Below are 18088 nucleotides of genomic sequence, written 5' to 3'. Positions count from 1 at the left end.
ATATTTTAAAACATTAAAAAATACTTAATTAATTGTTTAAAGTTATTTTTTGTGTCAATTTGATGATGTTTATGACTTAACATCGTAATTTTGATTTTATTAAAATATTTTTTTAGAAGTGTATGGATCATTTTGATTACATCGATCAACAAATTTTATTGCAAATAAGAAAAGATGCACGTAAGCCCTTTTCGCAAATAGCAGAAGAGCTTAAGGTTTCAAACTCTTTGGTGCATCAACGCATTAAAAAACTGAAGCAGCAAGGAGTTATAAAGAATGCTGAATTTATCGTAAATGAAAAGCAAATTGGTTACAGAACCAAATCTTATGTCGGAATACGGTTAAGAGAAGCCCGGTATGCTGAAGAAGTTGTTCAGGGATTAGAAAAAATAGAGGAAATAGTAGAATGCAACTATGTATCCGGATATTACGCTATATTTATATTGATTTATGCTTTCGATAATCAGCATTTAAGGAAAATTCTTTATGAACAAGTGCATAAAATCGATGGGGTTGCAGGAACAGATAGCTTTATTTGTTTTGACACCAATTTTAAAAAACCTATTTCACTAGATGCTATAGTTAGCAAACATGCTCATGATTGATCGACCGCTATTAGATACCCTAAAATCCAACCTCGAAGGTGATTTTAAATTTGATAAACTCTCTAAGGCTTTATACGCGACAGACGCTTCGGTATATCGTAAAATTCCGTTGGGCGTAGCATTTCCAAAACATAAAAAAGATCTACAAATTTTGCTGACGTTTGCCAGAGAGCATACCATAGGATTGATTCCGAGAACTGCGGGTACTTCCTTGGCGGGACAATGTGTTGGCGATGGTATTGTTGTAGATGTTTCCAAACACTTTACGAGCATACTGGCGTTAGATGAGAAGAGCAAAACGATTACGGTTGAGCCGGGTGTGATACGCGATGATCTTAATAGGTATTTAAAACCCTTTGGATTATTTTTCGGACCCAATACGTCCACTTCTAACCGATGTATGATTGGAGGAATGGTTGGTAATAATAGTAGCGGAACTACGTCCATTCAATACGGAGTCACACGGGATAAGGTGGTTGCTTTGAAAACGCTACTATCTGATGGATCCGAGGTCCGATTTTCGGATGTAAGTACTACAGAATTTCAAGATAAATTGAAGCTGCAAACGCTAGAAGGAGACGTGTATCGTACAATCTATAACGAATTATCACCTCCAGCAGTACAGCAAAGAATTAAAGAGCTATTTCCTAAACCTGAAATTCATCGTCGCAATACAGGATATGCGATCGATGAACTGTTAGCTACAAATATTTTTGGTGCCAATGATGTACCTTTTAATATGAGTACCTTATTGACAGGAAGTGAAGGAACCTTAGCATTCACTACAGAGATTACCTTGCAATTGGATTCGCTTCCACCAGCCGAAGGGCTTATGATAGCAGCACATTTTAATAGTATAGAAAGCTGTTTGCAAGCAGTAGCGCCTGTGATGCGACATACTTTATATACATGTGAGATGATGGATAAAACCATTCTTGACTGCACAAAAAATAATATCGAGCAGCTTAAAAATCGGTTTTTTATACAAGAGGACCCAGAAGCAATTCTGATGATCGAAATCAGAGATGACTCTTTAGTAGCTTTAGAAGAGAAAAAAGAAGCTATTTTGACAACATTGGCTCTGGAAACTCAAAATTATGCACAACCTGTGCTCACCGGGAGTCAAATTGATCAGGCCCTGGAACTTCGCAAGGCAGGTTTGGGGTTATTAGGTAATCTAGTGGGAGATAAAAAAGCCGTAGCGTGCATAGAAGATACTGCGGTTGCCGTGTCAGATTTAGCAGATTATATCAAGGAGTTTACCGCACTGATGAAACGTTATGATCAAAAGGCAGTGTATTATGCCCATGCCGGCGCCGGAGAATTGCATTTGCGCCCAATATTGGATCTCAAAAAAAGCGAAGATGTAAGGTTGTTTAAGCAAATAACAGATGATGTTGCAGAGTTGGTTAAAAAATATAAAGGATCCATGAGCGGAGAGCATGGAGACGGAATCGTTCGGGCAGGATATATTCCGTTTATGATTGGTGCTGAAAACTACGAACTGATTAAGCGTATCAAACATAGTTTTGATGCGCAAAACATTTTTAATCCCGGAAAGATTGTAGATGCCTATCCGATGGATCAAAATTTGAGATATGAGGTTGATAGAGAAGAACCGATGATTGAAACCTTTATGGATTTCTCGGATTCTCAGGGAATCCTGCGTGCTGCCGAAAAGTGTAACGGAAGTGGAGATTGTCGTAAATCGGTTGAAGCAGGAGGTACTATGTGCCCCAGTTATCGTGCTACCAAAAATGAAAAAGACACAACTCGTGGTAGAGCTAATACATTGCGCGAATTTTTGACAAATTCTGAGGAGGTTAATAAGTTTAATCATAAAGAATTAAAAGAAGTATTTGATTTGTGTATCAGTTGTAAAGGCTGTGCCAGTGAATGTCCTTCAAACGTTGATGTGGGGGCTCTAAAAGCTGAATTTGAGTATCAATACCAGAAAGTAAATGGTACTTCTTGGCGAACTAAACTTTTTGCCTACTCAAATACCTTAAACAGTTTGGGTAGAACAACTACAGGGGTTACAAATTTTATATTTAACAATTCGGTTACCTCCGGGCTAATCAAATCCATGTTCGGTATCGCTAAACAGCGCAGCTTACCCCTACTAAGTAAACAATCCTTACGTAGCTGGTGTGCCAAAAATTTGGATGCACTTCAACCCAAAAGACCGCTCAAAACTGTATGCTTGTTTGTAGATGAATTTACCAATCATTTAGAAACTTCTATAGGAATTGATGCGATTCTCTTACTAACTACTTTAGGCTATAAGGTACAAATCGTAAAGCATAAAGAGAGTGGGAGAACTTTTATTTCTAAGGGTTTATTAGAGCAAGCCAAAATGATCGCCAATACTAATGTAAAGATTTTTCATCCTTTAATTTCGTCGACTACACCCTTACTGGGAGTCGAACCTTCAGCAATTTTGACTTTCAGAGATGAGTATTTACGTCTGGCTGATGATAAAGAAAAGGCTAAATCAGTTGCAGATAATAGTTTTGTGATTGATGAGTTTTTATTTAGCGAAATAGAAAAAGGCATTATCACTTCAGCTCAGTTTACCCAAGAAGCACGAACCATAAAAATTCACGGACATTGTCATCAAAAAGCATTATCCACAATTCAGACTACCTTTACAGCACTAAATTTACCGAAGAATTATAACGTTACTATCATCCCTTCAGGATGTTGTGGTATGGCAGGTTCTTTTGGGTATGAAAAAGAGCATTATGATATCAGTATGAAGATTGGCGAACAGACCTTGTTCCCTGCAGTGCGCAAAGCACCCACAGATACAATCATTGTAGCCTTAGGGACCAGTTGTCGTCATCAAATTGAAGATGGTACACAGCGAATTGCGGTACATCCGGTAACAGTTCTTAAAAATGCTTTAGTATAGACTTATAATGCCGTATTAACAATTTTAGCTTTAGTATTTATTACGGGATACGGTAATTTGAGGTATGTATCTGTATAGTGCATTAACGACCATTTTTGATCATGATATTCTAGAGCAGTTAAATTTTCGACCCAATCTCCGGAATTCAAATAGGTACAAGCTCCATTCTTATGAATTTTATGCATTATTTGGGGTTGATGAATGTGACCGCAGATTACATAGTGATAACCATTCTCTATAGCTAGCTCTATGGCGGTATCCTCAAAGTCGTTAATATATTTAATAGCCTTTTTGACACTATTTTTGATTCGTTTGGATAAAGAGTATTTTTCTTTGCCTAAATGGGTGAGAAACCAGTTGATCATTCGATTAATCAGGATAAGAATGTCATATCCCCAACCACCTAATTTGGCTAACCACTTGGCATTTTGGATAGATACATCAAAAACATCGCCGTGAAAAAACCAAGCTTTTTTGCCATCTAGTGGTAGTATAAGTTTGTCCACAATCGAAAAATCACCAAGTTGAATATCACTAAACTTACGTAACATCTCATCATGATTACCGGTTATATAAATTACCTCGGTACCGTGGATGGCAAATTCCAGAATTTTTTCAATTACTTTGAGATGAGATTTGGGAAAATATCGTTTTCTGAATTGCCAAATATCGATAATGTCACCATTTAAAATTAACGTTTTTGGTTTAATTTGATTGAGATAATGTAATAATTCTTTGGCGTGGCACCCAAAAGTTCCAAGATGAACATCAGATAGCACTACTAAATCAACAGATCGTTTTTTCATAGAATGAATATGATTCTCACAAATAAAAGCACTATGCTTTTAAATTTATTTAATTCATTATCAGATTATTGTTAGCCTAAGGTTAAGTTTTTTATAAACCTTAATAACACTAATCAATACATTTGATAGAAGTTTCTACGTGTTATAAAACGTTTTGAATAGCGTACTTTGATTTAAAATTATAGCTGCTTCTGAAGATTACTTGCTACATTTGTTACAAACTTTTAGACTATGGCGGGTAATACGTATGGAACTGTTTTTAGAATCACAACTTTCGGAGAATCACATGGTGCAGCAATTGGTGGTGTTATTGATGGTTGTCCTGCCGGAATCACTTTAGATTTTGAAGCAATACAGCAGGAACTAAATCGTCGTAAGCCTGGACAATCTGCTATAGTTACGCAACGTAAAGAACCGGATACAGTAGCGTTTTATTCCGGTATTTTTGAAGGAAAAACTACGGGGACCCCGATAGGTTTTGCCATAAAAAATGCTAATCAAAAGTCAAAAGATTATTCGCATATCAAAGATTCCTTTAGGCCATCACACGCAGATTATACCTATACGCAAAAATACGGCGTTCGAGATTATCGCGGGGGCGGAAGATCATCGGCACGAGAAACCGCCAGTAGAGTAGTGGCCGGAGCAATCGCTAAACAAGTGCTAAAAGACATTACATTTAACGCCTATGTAAGTGCTGTCGGACCCTTAAAAATAGAAAAACCGTACGACCAACTGGATTTTGCAGAAACAGAAAAGAATGACGTGCGCTGTCCGGATCCGGTAATGGCCAAGGATATGAAAACCTTCATCAAGCAAATCCGAAAGGAGGGAGATACTGTTGGAGGTGTGGTAAGTTGCGTGATTTCGGGAGTACCCGTAGGATTAGGAGAACCTGTTTTTGATAAACTTCATGCCGAATTGGGTAAAGCGATGTTATCTATCAATGCTGTAAAAGGTTTTGAATATGGTAGTGGCTTTGACGGTGCACAGTTGCGAGGTAGTGAACACAATGATTTGTTCAATACTGACGGAACCACAAAAACCAACTTATCTGGTGGTATTCAAGGCGGAATCTCTAATGGAATGGATATTTACTTTAACGTAGCGTTTAAGCCTGTAGCTACCATTATGCAGGATCAGGACACGATTAATGATAAAGGAGAAGAGGTGGTGATGCAGGGTAAAGGTCGTCATGACCCATGTGTGGTACCAAGAGCTGTGCCCATTGTTGAAGCTATGGCAGCCTTAGTTCTTGTGGATTTTTACTTACTCAATAAAACAATTAAGTACTCATAATATCAGATTTTATTCATATCGTAAGGATTCGATAGGATCTTGTTTAGCAGCTTTTAAGGCTGGATACAATCCGGAAAGTACGGCGATTAAAAATGAGATCGTCGTTGCCGAGATGATTGCCAACCAAGGGGTGCTGAATTGAAAATCGGCAGCCATTGATATTCCGCCACCAATCAATATGCCAAAAATAATACCTATAAAACCACCAATCTGTCCGATAATTATGGTTTCCATAAAGAATTGACCGGCAATGGTGTTCTTCTTGGCTCCCAAAGCTTTGCGTACCCCAATTTCGCGTGTGCGCTCCGTTACCGATACCAACATGATATTCATAAGAGCAATCGACGATCCGAAGATGGTTATAATACTTATTATCCAAGCAGCAATGTAGAGATACGTGGTGATATCAGCGATACGATTGAGAAGATCATCACTACGCTCAATTCCAAAGTTATTATCTTCAACAGGATTAAGACGTCTTATCTGTCTAAAAGTAAGCGTTGCGGCATCCTGAGCTCCTTCCATATATTGTTTGTCATCAACTTTGACACTGATAGTATAATCAATATTGGCTAATGTAAAAATGGACCGAGCTAGTTGCAAGGGTAAGAGTACCCGTAGGTCTTGATTATTTCTAAACGTAGCCCCTTTACTTTCGAGCACCCCAATGACTTTGAACTTGACACCTCGAATACTGATTGTCTTTTGTAAAGCACTTTCGTTCTTAAAAAGATTCTTTTTAAAATCAGAACCAATTAAACATACCCGATTGTTATTTTGTATATCAAAGAGATTAAAGTTTCTTCCGGCTTCAATCGCTGTACCAGTATTATCTAAATAATTTTCATTGACACCCAACACCTGGACTTCCGGATCTGTCTTTTCGTTTTCATATTTAACTTCCGCGGTACGCGTACCTATAAAAGAAATTGAGGTTTGCGAAAATGGATATTCGAACCGATCGTTGAACTCACGTACATTTTTATAATCTATGATAGGATTTATTTTTTCGCGTTGTCCATTTCTCACTGTCTGGAACTCGTAACGTTGAATATTAAAGGTATTTGCACCCATAGAGGCAAAATCTCCTGAAATAGTATTCTCAAGTGCACCTACCAACGTAAGAATTCCTACCAGGGCTGTGATGCCGATTGCGATAATCAAAATGGTTAATATCGTACGTAAAACCTGCCCTTTGATAGAATCGATAGCAATGCGAATATTTTCTCTAAATAGTGAGAACATAGTAAAAATGATGTTTAGTTACTTCATAAGACTATAAATGTACTTTAAAGTTACTATAATTTTGATTTTTCTGTGGTAATGTTAAAGTCTTTACCTATAGCATACGGGATTTTTCTTTGGTTTTTCTGATATTTGCAGCCTTAAACACGATTATGGCACAAAAACCATCTATACCAAAAGGAACACGAGATTTTTCACCCTTAGAGGTCGAAAAGCGAACCTATATTATAGAAATAATAAAGCAACAATTCAAATTATTTGGTTTTCAACCTATTGAAACGCCGAGTTTTGAAAATAGTGATACCCTAATGGGAAAGTATGGAGAAGAAGGCGATCGTCTTATCTTCAAAATACTAAACAGCGGAGATTATTTATCCAAAGTTGATGATGCGTTATATACTGCTAAAGACAGTGTGAAAATGACATCAAAAATTAGTGAAAAAGCATTGCGTTACGACTTGACCGTTCCTTTTGCTCGGTACGTGGTACAACATCAGAACGAAATAGATTTTCCGTTTAAGCGCTATCAGATACAACCGGTGTGGCGAGCAGATCGACCTCAAAAAGGGCGTTTTAGAGAATTTTATCAGTGCGATGCAGATGTTGTAGGGAGTAATTCACTGCTGCAAGAGGTGGAGTTTATTCAATTGTACGACCGCGTTTTTAGGCAGTTGGGGTTAGATGGAGTGACCATTAAAATGAATAACCGTAAAATTCTATCTGGTATTGCTGAGGTTATTGGCGCTAGTGACAAGCTTATTGATTTTACAGTGGCGTTGGATAAATTGGATAAGATAGGAGAAGCGGGTGTGAAGAAGGAAATGATGGAAAAAGGTATTTCTGAAACCGCTATCCAAAAAGTACAGCCGCTCTTTAATTTTGAAGGAACCAATGACGAAAAAATTGCGCAGCTTAAGGAACTTTTACAGGATTCTGAAGAAGGTAGTGCCGGGGTAGAAGAGTTAGCATATATCACTTCTTTTATACAAACGATGCCTTTAACCACCGCCACACTCACTTTGGATGTAACCTTGGCACGCGGACTTAATTATTATACGGGTGCTATTTTTGAAGTGGCAGCACCCGATACCGTAAAAATGGGATCTATTGGTGGCGGAGGTCGCTATGATGATCTTACCGGTATTTTTGGACTCAAAAATATTAGTGGCGTAGGAGTTTCTTTTGGGTTGGATCGCATCTATCTGGTACTTGAAGAGCTCGGACTCTTTCCGCAGACAGTTACAGCCACCTCAAAAGCCTTGTTTATTAATTTTGGAGACAAAGAATCGCTGTATGCATTACAAACGATTGAGCGTTTAAGAGCGGAAGGTATTACCGTAGAATTGTATCCGGATAGTGCCAAAATGAAAAAACAAATGGGATACGCAGATAAACGTAGTATTCCTTTTGTAATCTTAGCCGGCACCAAAGAGATTGAGGGTGAAAACTTTACTGTTAAAAACATGCAATCAGGGGTGCAGGAGACGTTAAATTTTTCTGAATTAAAAGCAATATTAACGCAATAAAGATGTTACATTGCTAGAATTATTTAATTTTATTATCATTATATCCCAAATTTAAGACTATGAAAAACTTTTTAAAAATCACATGTTGTTTGCTTGCTACTACTGCAATCGTTTCTTGTAAACAAGATCCAAAAACCGATAAAATGGAGCTACAGGAACAGGTAGAAGATACCCTGCCGGCTGTTGTAGAACCGGTAGTTGAAGAAAAGCCTGTGGTAAAAAAGAAAGAAGTTGTTAAAAAGAAAAAAACAAAAGCACAGATTAAAGCTGAATCTGTTAAAAAACTGACACTTGAGTTGAAATCAAAAGGGTTGCCTACATTTAATGAAACGCCCGCTATGATTTATATCAAAAACTACGAAAAGTACGTAGCTGATTACAGAAAGGCAGTTGAGGCCAATGATATGGACTCATTTTTAAAACTTAGTGACGCCAGTAGTGCTTTGACAAGACAATATAGAACTTTACTGAATTCACTCGAAGGAGAAGAGGTAGCAAAGATGAGCAGATACATGCAAGAAAAATCTAAGCAAATCGATGCCTTGTCTGCAAATATGTAAGGCTTTAATAATAGTTTGATAAGGAACCATCTCGTAATTGAGGTGGTTTTTTTAGTACGTAGAATTTACAATTTTAAATAAGATAAGAAGGGTGAGAAAAATAATTCAAGAGTTTAAAGACTTTGCAGTCAAAGGAAATATGATTGATATTGCCATCGGGGTAATTATAGGTGCTGCATTTAACAAAGTAGTAGATGTATTGGTCAAGGAAATATTCTTACCGCCTTTATCCTTTTTGACCGATGGTGTTAATTGGGAAAATAAGCGATGGGTGTTGCGCAGTGCGGTAACCGAAGAGGGAGTTACCAAACCCGAAGAGATTGCCATCGGTTATGGAAAACTTATTGAAGCAACGGTTGATTTTTTAATCATTGGTTTGACTGTATTTCTTGTGGTAAAATTTATGAATGCGCTTAAGCAAAAAGCTGAGAATCCTAAAGATGTAACAGTCAAAACGCCTAAGGATATTGAACTTTTGGATACTATCGCAGATTTGCTGAAAAAGCAAAATGATTTATTGAAGAAATAGCAATTTGGTAGAGGCTTAAAAGTTTGCAAAGCCTATTCTCATTGCTCCGGGGAGGTAAGGTAGGCTTCCCGGGAGGTTGCATGGTCATCCTGCGAGTACTTTTAGGTTTCCGGGGGAGTTGTGCTAGGTTCTCAGGGCAGTTAATGAGATGTCCGGTGAGTGGTAGTACTGCTCCGGGGAGGTGTCATAGGCTTCCAGGGAGTAATTTGCTGCTTCCTGCGAGTATAGTTGAAGTTTCTGGGCGGTTGTGTTTGTCTCCGGTTACTAATAAGCCGTGTCCCTGCGGGCTGGAGCGTTGGTTAAGTAGTATGGGTCGTTGGATGTGCCTACGGGAGACTGAGATGTGCATCCTGCGAAGCAGTTTACTGTCGCGGTATAGTGTTGGGCTTAGCTGGAGAGGTATAACATCTATATCATGAAGAGTATAAAAGAACTTTATACATACTTTGCAGCGATAGAATAATTGATGTTGTGATTATCCTAACATCAATTAGGAATTGTTTAACTGGTTATATCATTCCAAACTTTGTTAATAGGTTATTTTTATAAATAATAACTCTAAAAAACCTAATTATGAAGTTAAAACCAGCTTATTTAATATTATTATTGGCAGTATTTATTTCGTGTCAAAAAACTGATCTTCCTGAGGAAATAAATCAAGAAGCTTTGATAGATGAAAGTACTATCGCATATTTACGATCAACAACTCCTTGTGCCGTAAACCTCGAAACTATTCCAGCTAACTCTTCTTATTCTGTTGATTGTCTATTAGATCTAGGAGGTCAAACTGTACAATTAGCACAAAATGTAAATTTAGATTTTAGCGGAGGAGATATTATTAATGGTACCATTATTTATAATGGAGGAACAATTGATGGTAGATTGCTTAATTTATCCTTATCCATTGAGGGCACTGCTTCCCTTAAATCGTCTAGATTGGATCTAGATGCCTCTAGGTGGGAAATTTTAGAAGGTACAGTCACTTCGAATCAAGCCTTAGCAAATAGAGACAATACAGAGTATGTATTAAATCTAGTCAGACAATTGCAAGGAGATACACTTAAGATTAATCAATTGGATGCTTTTTTTGAAATAAGTAAACATACAGAAGGTCCTAACTTTTACGCATCGCTGGAAGCAATCAATATTCCTACGGGATTAACTTTATCAATGACGGATCAAGTACATTTACGTGTTTTTCCTAATGATAGAGAACGATGTTCATTGTTAGCAATACGCGATGCTTCTCAAGTTTCTATACTTGGAGGTAATCTTTACGGTGATCGAGACACACATGATTATTCATCAGGTGGTACACATGAATGGGGTCATTTACTTGAACTTCATGCGGCGGTCAATGTTCTAGTATCAGGTTTAAAAATGTATAATGCTACCGGTGACGGAATGGATATTCATAGCTTAAATTTTACTTTTTCTCCTGATTACAAACCCTCCAGAAATATTACTGTGACAAATTGTTTATTTGATAATAGCAGACGAAATAACCTTTCAATCACAGATGGATATGATATGCTAATTGATGGAAATACATTTCTAAATGCAGGAAAAGATACTTCTTTGTCACTAGGAACTGATCCAAGGTATGCTATCGATGTTGAGGCTTATAGAGAAAGAAGTACGACTACAGGAGAATTGGTTTTTTATGAAAAAGCCTATAATATTACTATTTCTAACAATATTGAACAGGGTAGTGCAGGCAGAAGTTTTGCTGTAGTTATTGGAGACTATGTTACCATTGATAATAATACTGTAGAAAACGGTATAGATTACAGATATTCAATTGGATCTAAAATTATCAATAATACAATAACAGCTACACCAGAAACCAGTAGGGGAATAGGTATTGGTGGAGGTAAACCCGGAAATATAGCAACATCATATAATAATGAAATTTCACGTAATATAGTTTCAGGTTTCACGACAGGTGTGGTTATTTATGGAAAACAGAATAGGGTGTTCTTAAATCAAATATTAGATTTTGAAGATAATGGTATTTTTATCCCAGACGAGACTGAAGATTCAAATATTTATGCAAACACTATTCGTAGTGCAGTAGCAGGTAGCGTTGGCGTGTTTATCCATACTGCATCATTGAAAAACGTGGGAGTCTATAACAGCACTATTGAAACATCTTCTAGTGCTTTTAAAATTGTACAAGCGAATTATGCTTTAGGCCAGGAAAACAATACTTTTCATATTACAAATAACAACACAAATTCATCAAATAAATCTGAAATATCCAATAGTACGGGTGTTACTATTGATAGAAATACAATGCAGTCGCGTATTCGAATTATTGATATCAATAAGTCAAAGTTTTTGGACAATATAATAACGACGAATAGTACTCTGCCCGGTCTTGATTTTGAAGGTGCAAGTACTGCTATAACTATTTACAGAAACACCATTTACTCAAGTAACCTAAATTGTATTCAAATTGACAGTACTAATGATCCTAACGAATTTGATTTGATAGGTAATTCTTGTCTTAATTAATAACACGACTTATTTGTTCTTACAATCTGCGAACCATTATTTATATATTTGAGTATTTAATTATCTATATGAAAAGTCGAGCTATGATGCTCGACTTTTTATTTAACTCTGACTAAGAGGGTGGGGATCAAAAATCAACCTTAGTAATTGTGGTTTCGCCAATAACGATTCCTTTATTCAACTCCGGACTGCCAGCATACGTTATTGTTGCCTCTCCATACGAGGTGATTTTAAGCTTTTTTGATACGTTAAGTTGAAAAGAGCCATCTCCATAGGCGGTTAATTTGGTTTCTTCACTGGCTACGTTTGATGCATTGATCTTACTTTCACCATAAGCGGTAAATTTTTGACGCTCAATAGTACCTTTTTGTATATCCAGATAGCTTTCACCGTAAATAGACACAAATAAACTTTCTAGATCGACCTCCTTGATATACACCTGAGACTCACCATATATATTTAAAACTAACTTTTCAGCATCCAGAGTGTTTGCGAAAACAAACTTTTCTTCGCCTCTTAAATCTAACGCGTTTATTTTTTTATAGGTAACAACGGCTTTTACAATCGTTCCTTTATAGATAGATTCACTTTTTTGGTAATTGTACTTGCTCTGTTTCTTTTTATCTGCCGTTATCTTTGCTCCGTCCAGGTATATTTTCAGCGTATTATTTTTGACCTCAATATTCAGTTTTTCCCTAGGAACGGTTATAGACTCAACGCTAACAGATTCTTTGTCTCCTTCTTTGAAAGTAACTTCGATATGTGGACTAACCACAACCTTATCAAAAGATTGTACCTCAGTCGCTTTAGATTGAGCAGTCGAATACTTTGCACAAAGCAATAAGGTGATACATAAAAAAACGGATACACTCGTTTTTTGAGTTAATCCTATTGATCGAAAATTAAGTTGATTTTGAAACATTTTGTTGGATTTATAAGTTATATCTAGTATAAGGATCCCTTGATTTTTAAATTGTTACACTTTTAGTTTTTTTATGTAAATAAAATTATGTGAAATAGAACTTGCCGTAAGCCAAAGATCAAGGTGCTAAACTAAAAAGTATATATGTCGGTTATTTCTATTAGTTATTTTTCGCTTTTCATACTAACTTCTTCTGAAGATAATCCAAACAAAGGAGGCGTTTTGATTTCCAGTAATGACAGATACATATATAGTTGTGCTCTATGATGAACTTCATGTTCTACCATTGCTCTAAGCCATTTCCAGATGGTTATGTCTATGTTCGCGGGCGTGGTACATTTCTTAAATAAATCTTCGTTACTAAGTGACTCAAAAATCTGTAAGGATTCAAAACGCTTTCTATTATAATAATCGATTACATTACTTAAACCGGTAGCATAGGTAATTCCGCAAACCGCATATTTGCTCTTTTTGCGTTGTACAGTTTCTGCATACATGAATCGTTCAATATTGGCAAGATGTCTAATCTGATCTCCTATGGTAAATGCACCCTCTCTATAAGTCCATTCCAGTTTATCATCCGGAATGTAATCAAAGAGACGTTGCGTCCTCTTCTTTATCTTTATATAGTAGTCAATAAATTCATGGATATCGTCAATTTTCATGGCTCAAGATTTTAGTTGCGGTAAAGATTAAGCTACGTACAGAAGGAGTGAACAAGTAAGTATATAAGTGCGTGGTGAGATGTATGGGATACTTACTAAAAATACAAAAATATTTTAATACTACAGGACGCAAGGTCTGTTTGCAGTTTAATGTAAAGTATACTTTTCTTACACTTCTATTTTGTAACTACCAGTCTGTCACGCAGGTGTTATTATAATAAAATCATATGATTGTCCTACTATTCTTTTTAGAACAGCTATTTGACTAAAATGTCATAGTTTGTGTTTTGTATTCTTATCGATGGCTTCAAATTTGGTTGTAGCCACTGGATGTTCAATTTGTCCAGCCACTAGTTTTGATATAAGTGCTGCTTGAGGTAATGAATTGATTGTTTCAAGAGATCTTTTCTCAACAATGCTCAAAATGATCTCGTAATTGCGATGGGGTTATTTTGTCGATAGCATTTTTTGGTGTTGTGCCAAAAGTATACAACTCGGAGTATAGATTTAATGGAATTTGTTCTAATACTTCTTTTTGAAGACCGGAAATGACTAAGATGGAAAGATAACAAATACGGATAATAAGGTATCCAACTTACCGAGTTATATTAGATTCGACAACATCGACTTTTTCATTCCATTTTTCATCGGGTACAGTGTCAATCTACTTGTGAATCTACTCATAGGAATCTTTTGTTTGCTTATCAAGAATTAGAATTTCGTTCATAGGCTTATTGTTTGAAGTTTATGGGATCCTAACTAAAATCTTTTTTAAGACCTTTTAGCCGAATGATAAATAAAGTGATATAGTAAGCTAGACTTTGCTTCATTAAATATAGTTAATTATAGCTATCGAGTCTAGAGATAGGTTTACGGTTCAAAATTAATATCTACTACGTTTTGCGCTGCTTTTTATGAATAGTAATAATATAAAGCAAAGTTGGCTCATGTGATATAACCATCCCAATACATTATCTAAGGAGCGATTTTCTAGCATTAAGTATACAATATGTTTAATATTTTTCATTACAGTTTCTGTTTTTGGCTTGAGTGAGTTCTACTATGTGTGTAACAATTTCATAAAGAATATGCTTCTCTTATAATTAGGTATGGGGATTAAAAAATATGAAGGCTTTAAGTTATTAAGATACAATAAATTAAAATAAAAAGAGAAGTGAGTTATATAGACTTTGGTTAAACTCATTAAAAATGCAATAGACGTGATGTAGTTTCCATGAAAAAAATTAATTCACAACTAAGATTGAATAGAATCATGGAGTCATCATCATGGAATATTATTAGAACTCTGTTTTAATAGAATAGTTAGACCGCAAAGATCATGTTCTTTTTAAGAGATGTTTTTTTTGAATTAATTAAGCTAACTTCTCAAAGAATTTTTTTGCTATAATTATTTCATTTTTAACGTTTTATTATATTAAACTTTTTGTAAACATTGCCGTCAGTCTTAAAAGAGACGTAGCTTTACTTCTAAAAAAAAATATTTATGAAAAATAAAACAATAATGATTACCGGTGCTGGATCTGGATTAGGAAAAGGAATGGTTTTAGGATTAGCTAAAAATGGACATCATGTAATCGCAGGAGTGCATGTTTGGGAACAAAAATCTAAATTGCTCGAAGAACTGGAGCGTAAAAATCTAATGGATAATGTAAAAATAATCAAGCTTAACATTACCGACGATATGGATTGTCTTAATGCTTACAGTTATGATATTGACATACTAGTTAATAACGCAGGCATGGGATATTCTGGACCGGTTGCCGAAATGCCTGTAGGGCTTCTTAGAGAAGTAATGGAGATAAATGTGTTTTCAAGTTTAGAATTTTCGCAACCGTTTATTAAACAAATGGTAGATAAAAAACAAGGCAAAATTATTTTCCTATCGTCGATTGCAGGGTTAACAACGTCGCCTTATTTAGGAGCTTATAATGCGTCTAAACACGCGCTTGAATCTATCGCTCAAAGCTTACGTGATGAATTACACGAGTTTGGCGTGCAAGTAGCTACTATAAACCCGGGCCCATATGAGACCGGCTTTAATGATAGGATGTATGAGAATTTTATGCAGTGGTATGATGACGAAATATTTTTTACTTCTGCCGAAAAAATTAAAGATGCAAGCAAGCAACTTTTAGAAAATCAATTTGATCCGCAGGAAATGATAGATAAAATGGTGGAAATTGTTCCAAAAAAATCACATCCTTTTAGAACAATATTTCCAGAAAAATTCGAAAAGAAATGTAAGGAATATCAAAATGCTCAATATGAACTTAACTGTGATGAAATTTTAGAAAGTAAGAAATAGGAGAATGTAAAATATAGATTTCTAAGTAGATAAAATAAAAAAAGTCGAGATATAAATCTCGACTTTTTATTGCTATTAATGTAGCGAGAGGGGGGCACGATCCCCCGACCTCCGGGTTATGAATCCGACGCTCTAACCAACTGAGCTACCTCGCCAAACTAAAACATCTGAGTAATGCCTCAAATGCGGGTGCAAATATAGAAACAAATTAGATTGCTGCAAATAAAAAGAGAGATTTAATTTTTTTTTCATTGTCCTTTTAAAGTCCGTAATTAATCTATATATTGGCTTGCTAACAACTATTAGAATGTCAGAAAAAATAAAATACGAACTCGAATTTGTGGTTCAATCTTCTCCGCAATTACTATATCAATATATATCAACACCTTCCGGACTCTCAGAGTGGTTTGCAGATAATGTAAATTCAAGAGGGGAAGCTTTTACTTTTATTTGGGATGACTCTGAAGAGGAAGCTAAATTATTAAGTAAAAAGAGCGGAGAGCGAATAAAATTTAGATGGCTGGCAGATGAGGAGGAAGGAGATGATTATTTTTTCGAAATTAGAATTCAGGTTGATGAAATTACAAAGGATGTTTCCTTAATGATAACTGACTTTTCTGAAGAGGATGAAATAGAAGAGAATAAAATGTTATGGGACAATATGATTAGCAACCTAAAACAGGTTTTAGGTTCAGCATAATTCCTGATAGAATATCTTATATTTGCCCTTTTTAAATAAATTTTGAAAAGGGCTTTTTTTATGATTAATAGTAACGGAGTTCACGTGAGTGAAGATCAAGCAGTACTAACAGTTGATAATAGAGGGTATGCGTATGGGGATGCCATTTTTGAAACAGTTCGTATCAATCAGGGAACCCTTTTATTTTGGGAAGATCATTATTTCAGGATGATGGCCAGTATGCGAATGCTGCGTATGCAGATTCCGATGAATTTTACTCAGGAGTTTTTGGAACAGGAAATACAATCCCTTATTGAAGTCAATAAGCTGAAGGATCAGGTAGTGCGTGCTAAAATTATTGTTCATCGCGTGAGCGGAGGTTTGTATACACCGGATTCTAGAGAAGTAGGATATACAATTACCGTTAAATCACTTGAAAAGACACCATTTTATACCATTAGCGAAGCTCCATACGAAGTAACATTGTTCAAAGATTATTACATTGCAAATGATCTGTTGTCAACCTTAAAATCAAATAGTAAACTACCTAATATTCTGGGCGGAATTTTTGCGCAAGAAAATGGTTTTGATAACTGTATTTTGTTGAATACCAATAAAATGGTACTCGAAGCTACGAACGGAAATTTGTTTTTGGTCAAGGATAATAAAATAAAAACGCCACCTTTATCAGACGGTTGTTTACAAGGAGTATTACGAACACAGTTACTAAGGATTTTAGAAAAATTTCCTGAATATGAAGTGGAAGAAAGTTCTGTTTCACCCTTTGAGCTACAAAAGGCGGACGAGTTATTTTTTACGAACGTTATTGTAGGGATTCAGCCAATTACTAAGTTTAAGAAAAAGGAATATAAAAATCAGGTAAGCAAAAGGCTTTTGGGAATTTTGAATGCCCAGATTAGATTAGGTAATTAATTGTACGCTGGATTCTCCGGGGCGTTGGACCATAACATATAATCACCGCCAAGTTCGATCATTTTTTCTTTCCAGAAAGTATCATACGCTTTGCTAATGATATTTTTTTCGTAAGTATTCTTTACGATAACCCAAGAATTAGCCTTTAATTCCTCATCCAGTTGTTGAGAATCCCAACCTGAATACCCCAGAAAAAAACGAATTTCGCTGGGAGTAATTTTTTGCTGAAGAATAAGCTCCGGAACGCTGCTGAAATCTCCTCCCCAGTAGATACCATTGGATATTTCTACACTATTAGGGATAAGATCAGGTACTTTATGGATGAAATATAAGTTATCTTGCTCTACGGGACCACCATTGTAAATAGTGAATTCTTTTTCAATTTCCGGAACTAAATCAGATAGAAGATACTCTAATGGCTTATTCATAATAAAACCAATAGAGCCTTGCTCTGTATGATCTGCAAGCAATACTACAGACCTATTAAACGACATATCTCCTATGATAGAAGGCTCGGCAATGAGTAAATGTCCTTTTGAGGGTTGTAGTGATATCATGTATA

The 18088-nt window shown here is 35.9% G+C and carries 15 protein-coding genes and 1 tRNA gene; 10 read left to right on the top strand and 6 right to left on the bottom strand.

What is annotated here, in order from left to right; all coding sequences use genetic code 11:
• Positions 1-122: 122 nt before the first annotated feature.
• Positions 123-605, top strand: a complete 483-nt coding sequence (locus tag ACJRPK_RS07220) for an Lrp/AsnC family transcriptional regulator (RefSeq protein ID WP_148782087.1) — start codon at positions 123-125, stop codon at positions 603-605.
• Positions 598-3519 carry an FAD-binding and (Fe-S)-binding domain-containing protein gene (locus ACJRPK_RS07215; protein WP_407139260.1) on the top strand — a complete coding sequence of 974 codons (2922 nt, stop codon included), beginning with the start codon at positions 598-600 and terminating at the stop codon, positions 3517-3519. Before ACJRPK_RS07220 ends, ACJRPK_RS07215 begins: the two co-directional genes overlap by 8 nt.
• A 2-nt stretch (positions 3520-3521) precedes the next feature.
• On the opposite strand, the gene ACJRPK_RS07210 is transcribed toward ACJRPK_RS07215, so the two are convergent.
• Positions 3522-4325, bottom strand: a complete 804-nt coding sequence (locus ACJRPK_RS07210) for a UDP-2,3-diacylglucosamine diphosphatase (protein WP_407139259.1) — start codon at positions 4323-4325, stop codon at positions 3522-3524.
• Positions 4326-4556: 231 nt separating this feature from the next.
• Between ACJRPK_RS07210 and aroC the strand changes: the two genes are divergently transcribed.
• Positions 4557-5624 carry a chorismate synthase gene (gene aroC / locus ACJRPK_RS07205; RefSeq protein WP_407139257.1) on the top strand — a complete coding sequence of 356 codons (1068 nt, stop codon included), beginning with the start codon at positions 4557-4559 and terminating at the stop codon, positions 5622-5624.
• 9 nt (positions 5625-5633) lie between these two features.
• Here the strand turns inward: aroC and ACJRPK_RS07200 are convergent, their stop codons facing one another.
• A complete protein-coding gene (locus ACJRPK_RS07200; protein ID WP_148782090.1) occupies positions 5634-6869 on the bottom strand; it encodes an ABC transporter permease in 1236 nt (411 codons plus the stop codon).
• Between the two features lie 152 nt (positions 6870-7021).
• Here ACJRPK_RS07200 and hisS point away from each other — a divergent pair, with 152 nt between their 5' ends.
• The 4 genes from hisS (at position 7022) to ACJRPK_RS07180 (ending at position 12001) form a co-directional block, all read left to right on the top strand.
• The gene (gene hisS / locus ACJRPK_RS07195; RefSeq protein WP_407139256.1) at positions 7022-8395 is read left to right on the top strand and encodes a histidine--tRNA ligase; all 1374 of its coding nucleotides are present in this window, start codon (positions 7022-7024) and stop codon (positions 8393-8395) included.
• 59 nt (positions 8396-8454) lie between these two features.
• Complete coding sequence (locus ACJRPK_RS07190; protein ID WP_407139255.1) at positions 8455-8955, top strand: hypothetical protein; 501 nt, start codon at positions 8455-8457, stop codon at positions 8953-8955.
• Between the two features lie 91 nt (positions 8956-9046).
• Entirely contained in the window at positions 9047-9484 is a 438-nt protein-coding gene (gene mscL / locus ACJRPK_RS07185; protein WP_407139254.1) for a large conductance mechanosensitive channel protein MscL, read from the top strand.
• 573 nt (positions 9485-10057) lie between these two features.
• Positions 10058-12001: a hypothetical protein gene (locus ACJRPK_RS07180; RefSeq protein ID WP_407139253.1), complete on the top strand. Its 1944-nt coding sequence runs from the start codon at positions 10058-10060 to the stop codon at positions 11999-12001.
• A 127-nt stretch (positions 12002-12128) separates the two neighbouring features.
• Here the strand turns inward: ACJRPK_RS07180 and ACJRPK_RS07175 are convergent, their stop codons facing one another.
• Positions 12129-12923, bottom strand: coding sequence for a head GIN domain-containing protein (locus ACJRPK_RS07175; RefSeq protein ID WP_407139252.1), 795 nt, complete (start codon positions 12921-12923; stop codon positions 12129-12131).
• Between the two features lie 164 nt (positions 12924-13087).
• On the bottom strand, positions 13088-13588 hold the full coding sequence (locus tag ACJRPK_RS07170) for a DinB family protein (protein ID WP_407139251.1): 501 nt from the start codon (positions 13586-13588) through the stop codon (positions 13088-13090).
• A gap of 1504 nt (positions 13589-15092) precedes the next feature.
• Here ACJRPK_RS07170 and ACJRPK_RS07165 point away from each other — a divergent pair.
• Complete coding sequence (locus ACJRPK_RS07165; protein WP_407139250.1) at positions 15093-15914, top strand: SDR family oxidoreductase; 822 nt, start codon at positions 15093-15095, stop codon at positions 15912-15914.
• Positions 15915-15995: 81 nt separating this feature from the next.
• Here ACJRPK_RS07165 and ACJRPK_RS07160 read toward each other — a convergent pair.
• A tRNA-Met gene (locus tag ACJRPK_RS07160) sits at positions 15996-16069 on the bottom strand.
• A 152-nt stretch (positions 16070-16221) separates the two neighbouring features.
• Here ACJRPK_RS07160 and ACJRPK_RS07155 point away from each other — a divergent pair.
• Both ACJRPK_RS07155 and ACJRPK_RS07150 read left to right on the top strand, forming a co-directional pair.
• The gene (locus tag ACJRPK_RS07155) at positions 16222-16614 is read left to right on the top strand and encodes an START-like domain-containing protein (RefSeq protein WP_407139249.1); all 393 of its coding nucleotides are present in this window, start codon (positions 16222-16224) and stop codon (positions 16612-16614) included.
• A gap of 60 nt (positions 16615-16674) precedes the next feature.
• A complete protein-coding gene (locus tag ACJRPK_RS07150) occupies positions 16675-17526 on the top strand; it encodes an aminotransferase class IV (protein ID WP_407139248.1) in 852 nt (283 codons plus the stop codon).
• On the opposite strand, the gene ACJRPK_RS07145 is transcribed toward ACJRPK_RS07150, so the two are convergent.
• The gene (locus tag ACJRPK_RS07145; protein ID WP_407139247.1) at positions 17523-18083 is read right to left on the bottom strand and encodes a YqgE/AlgH family protein; all 561 of its coding nucleotides are present in this window, start codon (positions 18081-18083) and stop codon (positions 17523-17525) included. The genes ACJRPK_RS07150 and ACJRPK_RS07145 overlap by 4 nt on opposite strands.
• Positions 18084-18088: the final 5 nt, after the last annotated feature.

It is taken from the genome of Aquimarina sp. 2-A2 (assembly GCF_045505135.1).
Classification (GTDB): Bacteria; Bacteroidota; Bacteroidia; order Flavobacteriales; family Flavobacteriaceae; genus Aquimarina; species Aquimarina intermedia.
Note: the sequence above shows the minus strand (reverse complement) of the source record. Positions and strands in the feature narration are given on the sequence as shown.

Bases quoted from the DNA above. Each gene is read 5' to 3' on its own strand.
- ACJRPK_RS07220 (WP_148782087.1), top strand. From the start codon at position 123: ATGGATCATTTTGATTACATCGATCAACAAATTTTATTGCAAATAAGA.
- ACJRPK_RS07215 (WP_407139260.1), top strand. From the start codon at position 598: ATGATTGATCGACCGCTATTAGATACCCTAAAATCCAACCTCGAAGGT.
- ACJRPK_RS07210 (WP_407139259.1), bottom strand. From the start codon at position 4,325: ATGAAAAAACGATCTGTTGATTTAGTAGTGCTATCTGATGTTCATCTT.
- aroC (WP_407139257.1), top strand. From the start codon at position 4,557: ATGGCGGGTAATACGTATGGAACTGTTTTTAGAATCACAACTTTCGGA.
- ACJRPK_RS07200 (WP_148782090.1), bottom strand. From the start codon at position 6,869: ATGTTCTCACTATTTAGAGAAAATATTCGCATTGCTATCGATTCTATC.
- hisS (WP_407139256.1), top strand. From the start codon at position 7,022: ATGGCACAAAAACCATCTATACCAAAAGGAACACGAGATTTTTCACCC.
- ACJRPK_RS07190 (WP_407139255.1), top strand. From the start codon at position 8,455: ATGAAAAACTTTTTAAAAATCACATGTTGTTTGCTTGCTACTACTGCA.
- ACJRPK_RS07180 (WP_407139253.1), top strand. From the start codon at position 10,058: ATGAAGTTAAAACCAGCTTATTTAATATTATTATTGGCAGTATTTATT.
- ACJRPK_RS07175 (WP_407139252.1), bottom strand. From the start codon at position 12,923: ATGTTTCAAAATCAACTTAATTTTCGATCAATAGGATTAACTCAAAAA.
- ACJRPK_RS07170 (WP_407139251.1), bottom strand. From the start codon at position 13,588: ATGAAAATTGACGATATCCATGAATTTATTGACTACTATATAAAGATA.
- ACJRPK_RS07165 (WP_407139250.1), top strand. From the start codon at position 15,093: ATGAAAAATAAAACAATAATGATTACCGGTGCTGGATCTGGATTAGGA.
- ACJRPK_RS07155 (WP_407139249.1), top strand. From the start codon at position 16,222: ATGTCAGAAAAAATAAAATACGAACTCGAATTTGTGGTTCAATCTTCT.
- ACJRPK_RS07150 (WP_407139248.1), top strand. From the start codon at position 16,675: ATGATTAATAGTAACGGAGTTCACGTGAGTGAAGATCAAGCAGTACTA.
- ACJRPK_RS07145 (WP_407139247.1), bottom strand. From the start codon at position 18,083: ATGATATCACTACAACCCTCAAAAGGACATTTACTCATTGCCGAGCCT.